This is a genomic window from Sphingomonas sp. Ant20 (assembly GCF_000783375.1).
In the GTDB taxonomy this organism is placed as follows: Bacteria; Pseudomonadota; Alphaproteobacteria; order Sphingomonadales; family Sphingomonadaceae; genus Sphingomonas; species Sphingomonas aerolata.
The window spans coordinates 1-4,454 of the sequence record NZ_JRVI01000216.1; the positions used below are offsets into that span (position 1 = coordinate 1).

The 4,454-nt window shown below is 68.8% G+C and carries 5 protein-coding genes and 1 pseudogene; 4 read left to right on the forward strand and 2 right to left on the reverse strand.

Annotated features, from left to right (window positions below):
* From NI18_RS25260 to NI18_RS27430, 3 genes and pseudogenes are all read left to right on the forward strand, one after another.
* A pseudogene (locus tag NI18_RS25260) lies at positions 1–359 on the forward strand (hypothetical protein); the annotation flags it as partial.
* A gap of 6 nt (positions 360–365) precedes the next feature.
* The gene (locus tag NI18_RS18690; RefSeq protein ID WP_306286522.1) at positions 366–1,109 is read left to right on the forward strand and encodes an alpha/beta hydrolase; all 744 of its coding nucleotides are present in this window, start codon (positions 366–368) and stop codon (positions 1,107–1,109) included.
* Positions 1,076–1,378 carry a hypothetical protein gene (locus NI18_RS27430; protein ID WP_306286523.1) on the forward strand — a complete coding sequence of 101 codons (303 nt, stop codon included), beginning with the start codon at positions 1,076–1,078 and terminating at the stop codon, positions 1,376–1,378. Before NI18_RS18690 ends, NI18_RS27430 begins: the two co-directional genes overlap by 34 nt.
* Positions 1,379–1,390: 12 nt before the next feature.
* On the opposite strand, the gene NI18_RS18695 is transcribed toward NI18_RS27430, so the two are convergent.
* Positions 1,391–2,347 carry an alpha/beta hydrolase gene (locus tag NI18_RS18695; protein ID WP_084215291.1) on the reverse strand — a complete coding sequence of 319 codons (957 nt, stop codon included), beginning with the start codon at positions 2,345–2,347 and terminating at the stop codon, positions 1,391–1,393.
* Between the two features lie 842 nt (positions 2,348–3,189).
* Between NI18_RS18695 and NI18_RS25265 the strand changes: the two genes are divergently transcribed.
* Positions 3,190–3,357 carry a hypothetical protein gene (locus NI18_RS25265; RefSeq protein ID WP_157840578.1) on the forward strand — a complete coding sequence of 56 codons (168 nt, stop codon included), beginning with the start codon at positions 3,190–3,192 and terminating at the stop codon, positions 3,355–3,357.
* A gap of 18 nt (positions 3,358–3,375) precedes the next feature.
* On the opposite strand, the gene NI18_RS18700 is transcribed toward NI18_RS25265, so the two are convergent.
* A partial coding sequence (locus NI18_RS18700; RefSeq protein ID WP_128082329.1) for an acyl-CoA synthetase occupies positions 3,376–4,454 on the reverse strand: 1,079 nt, incomplete at its 5' end.

A 4,454-nucleotide genomic window follows, 5' to 3' on the forward strand; every position in this document is an offset into this window, starting at 1 on the left:
GCTCATGCCTGAGCAGCCGGTTCGAGGCGCTGGCGCCGCGCCTCGCCCGGCTCGATCCGCGCAGCCCGGCCGCGGCGTCGATCCGCAAGCTCGTCGCGGTCGAACTGCCCGCGCTGGTCGACAGCTGGCGGATGGTCAGCATTTCGGCGCGGCGCGAAATGCAGGCGGATGGCCGGACGCCCGACGATCACCTGATCAACGGGCTGCGGCTGATCGATGCCGAGCTCGCGCGCGCGGCGAGTGCCTCGGGCGGAGCAGCCTCGACGAGATTGCGATCCAGGGGCGGTATCTCGAACTCAAATATGACGCGGACGGTCCGGGCCTGTAGGACGGGACACCTCGCCGCGGCCGGTCGTTAGAGGCGGATGATCCGTTTCAAAATCCCCGCCGCGATCGCCGCTATCGCCGCGTTCACCGCCTCCGCCACGCCGGGCCTTGCCCAGACCGTGCCGCTCGGCGCCAATCTCGAGCGCTTTGCCTACCCCGCGTCGCTCCGTTGGTATGACGGATCGTCGCAGGGGCAGGCGGTGCGGATGGCGTATCTCGACCTCGCACCGACCGCGCGCGCGAACGGCACGACGGTCGTGCTGCTGCACGGCAAGAATTTCTGCGCCGCGACCTGGGACGAGACCGCACGCGGGCTTGCGGGTGCAGGCTACCGGGTGATCGCGCCGGATCAGGTCGGCTTCTGCAAATCGTCCAAGCCCAAGGGCTATCAGTACAGCTTCAACGCGATGGCCGAACTGACCCGCGCGCTGCTCGACCGGGCCGGGGCGGGCAAGGTCATCCTGGTCGGCCATTCGACCGGCGGGATCCTCGCGACGCGGTTCGCGCTGCTCCATCCCGAGCGCGTGTCGCGGCTCGTGCTCGTCAATCCGCTCGGGCTGAACGACACGCTGGCGCAGGGCGTGCCCTATACCGATCTCGGCGCGTTGCGGACCGAGGAGGCGAAGACCGATGCCGCGTCGATCAAGGCGTATCAGCTGCGCAACTATTATCACGGGGAATGCGCCCGGCCTATGATCGCTGGGTGGCGATGCTGGCGGGGCAATATGCCGGTCCCGACGGCGATGTCGTGCGCGATGCGCAGGCGCGGCTGTCCGACATGATCCAGACCCAGCCGGTCGCGGCCGAGCTGCCGCGGCTGGCGATGCCCGTGCGGCTGATCATCGGCGACCGCGATCTCACCGCATTCCGCGCGGGCAGTGCCCCGCCCGCGCGTCGTCCACAGGTCCAGACCGTGCCGCAGGCGGCGGTGACCGCGGCACGACGCATCCCCGACGCGCGGCTGATCCGCCTCGAGGGGCTGGGTCATGCGCCGCAGGTCGAGGCGCCGGCGCGGTTCCTGCAGACGCTGGAGGCGGCGATCGCGTCGTAAGGGGCGCGGTTATTACGCCGGCTTGATCCAGCCGTGCATCGCCATCCAGCGCGCGAATTCGTCGAACCAGCCGGTGCTCGTGGTCGTCTTTGGATACATGCCGAAGCCGTGCCCACCCTGTTCGTACAGGTGAAACTCGACCGGGCGTTTGGCGGTGCGCCAGCTGTCGATCAGGCCGTAGCCGGCATTGCCGAACAGCGGATCGTCCGCCGCCAGCGCGACGAACATCGGCGGTGCGTCGGCGGGCACCGTCATCGCGCCGAGCGGGCCGTAGATGTTGCCGATGAATGCGGGCTTCGCGTCCTGACCTGCCAGTGTTGTCGCCATCGTCAGCATCGCGCCCGCCGAAAAGCCGACCATGCCGATGCGCGCCGGATCGACGTGCCATTCGCCCGCCCGCTTGCGGACGAGCGCGAACGCCGCGCGCGCATCGGCGATCTGCGGCGCTAGGCCCGCCATCATCGCCGCGGGGTCCCGGCGTGGCGGGGTTGCGCCAGCGGAGGCACCAGCGGGAGCGGGACGCGCGAAGGTCTCGAGATCCGCCGGCGTCTGGTTCAGCCGGTATTTGAGCACGAACGCCGCGACGCCCCGCGCGGCGAGCGCGCGCGCCACGTCCCACCCCTCATTCTCCATCGACAGCGTGCGGAATCCACCGCCCGGCGCGACGATCACAGCGGTGCCGTTGGCCTTGGCGGGATCGGGCAGGACGGGGGTCAGCGTCGCGACCGTCACGTTGCGCGCGAACACGCTGCCATATTGGCTGTGCCAGGCTTCGGGGGCGGTCGCCCCGGGGAGCTTCCCGGTACCGAGGTCGATTGCGCCGGGCTGCGCGGGGATGGCGATCGACGCCATGGTGTCGGAGGACTGCGCCAGCGCGGGCGGGGCGACCGCGATCGTCAGGCCGACCAGCCACGCAAGACGACGTCCTGTCCCTCGAACGACTTGGTTGCCGCGACATCCGATGCGCATATCCGCTCTCCCCTTTTCGACTGTTTTCGGGATGATATCGATAGCGCTATCACTGCACAATGGTAGTCGGGCGCTTTTTCCGTGCGATCGGCGGTTGTGGGGAAGGTGAAAGGTGGGCGTGATAAATCACCGCTGCAATGCGCACAGAATTTGCTGCGGTGCGGCAATGTCGAAGGGCGTAAAGGCTCAGACCTTTGGCGAACATCCTTGCGAGCGATGGCGGGCGTTGCTGGTTCATCTGCCACGTCCGGCCGTCGGGTGAGTCTCGCTGGTCCGGCTGTACTTGCGTAGAGCGTCGGTCGCGATCGTCGATCCTGTAGAGACAGTGCGGACCGCGCCGCTCGCGGCGTGGCGAACCGCGTCCCCGCGCGGCGCGGGGCGCTGTGTCGGTTTGGGACAAGCCATTGCTCCTTTTGTAAGAATCTGAGCATGGGGCGGACGACGCGACGACAGCAGTGGGGCCGCAAGATGCCGGATTTCGCAAGAGACTGTTTGAAAGCCAGAAATGACGGCCGTATCGCCGCCAGCGATCCGGTCGCCCATCTCGCGCTTTGCCCCTATGACGAGATTCGCGATCCAGTGCTGCGCGCGATGTGGCAGGATGGGTTTGTTGTCACGCGTCTATATGGGTCAGAATCTTAACTCAGATTGCACGGCCGTGACGGCGACCGTGACGGCGGAAATCCGCGATGCCGATGCCGGAATAGTATCCGCAGCCGTGCAACGGCGCCCGGACATGCGCAACATCTCTGGCCAGTTAAGCAGCGTTTTAAGCAGGTTGCGGCCGGAAGCAGGCCATTTATCGTCACGGGACATCGTGAAGAGGAATGAACGGCAGACCCATGCCAGACCAAGACCCGACCCCCGACTATGAGCGGCTGACGATCGACGCGCTGGCCGCGGCCGCTGCTGCGAAGACGGACGAACAGCGCCACCTGCTCCTCGATCAGGCCGCGATCTACGCCGCGCTCGGCGAGAAGACCCGCGGCTATGCGCTGAGGGGGCGCTAGGACGCCGGCGGGGCGGCATCAGCCCCAGTCTTCGAGCTTGCCCAAGACCGTGCGCGGCACCGCCGTGCCGAAGCGATAGGCTTTCGGACGTTCGGGATCGGTGAGCCGGTTCGCCGCGAATTGCTCGATCCGCGCGGACAGCCGGGCGGGGTCCTGACCGGGGTGCGGCACGACGAACGCCTTCAACCGGCCATTGCCGTGCAGCCGCACCGCGACGTCCGCGACACCCTCCATCGTCCGCAGCACGCCGGCGACGCGCCCTGGCCAGACATTGTGCCCGGCGACCTGGACCGCCCCGTCGCGCCGGCCGACCGGGCGAATGACGCGCTCGCAGAGACGCGCGACATGGTCGGGTAGGTCGTGGTGCCGGCCGTCGCAGTCGACGAGCCGCCAGTCATCCGGGTCGGCGGCGGTGAGCTGCCAGCGGGGCAGCAGATCATAATCGAGCGCGGGCAGCGTGCGCATCGCGATACCGCCGGTTTCGGAGGCGCCGTAGATATCGGCCAACCCGGCAAGCCCCGCCGCGAGCAGCACGGCGGCGATGGCGTCGTCGAGCGGCCCGGCGGAACTGATGCCGATGACATCCCCCGGCCAGTGGCGCATCATCCGCGACAGCGCGCGCCACTGGTCGGGCACCGCGACGACGAGGTCGCCCGCCTCGAGCGACAGCGGTGCGCCGATCGTCCGCACGGCGACGGGAATATCCAGCACGTCGGGCAGCAGCGCGGTCCAGACCAGCCCGTAGAGATGATCGGCGGGGACCAGTGCGACGACCCGGCGCCGATCGGCGAACCGTGTCGCGAAGAAGGCTGCTTCTTCAAGCAGGTCGGGGACGGCATGGACGCAGAGGCGCGGGCTGCCGGTCGAGCCGGACGTCCGCACCCCGATCCGGCCGGGGCCCTTAGCGTGCGCGCGGAGGATCCAGTCGGTCCAGGCGCCGACCGTCTGCGGCGGACCCTCGCCGAGCGTATCGTCGTCGAGGTCGAACGCCTCGGCCAGCGCGCCCAGCGCGCCGAGCTGCTCCATCGAATCGAGCCCGAGGCCCTCGTCGCCGATCGGCATGGTGTCGGGCCAGTCGCCGCGTGTTGCGGGCGCGG

Bases quoted from the DNA above. Each gene is read 5' to 3' on its own strand.
- NI18_RS25265 (WP_157840578.1), top strand. From the start codon at position 3,190: ATGCCAGACCAAGACCCGACCCCCGACTATGAGCGGCTGACGATCGAC.
- NI18_RS18695 (WP_084215291.1), bottom strand. From the start codon at position 2,347: ATGCGCATCGGATGTCGCGGCAACCAAGTCGTTCGAGGGACAGGACGT.
- NI18_RS18690 (WP_306286522.1), top strand. From the start codon at position 366: ATGATCCGTTTCAAAATCCCCGCCGCGATCGCCGCTATCGCCGCGTTC.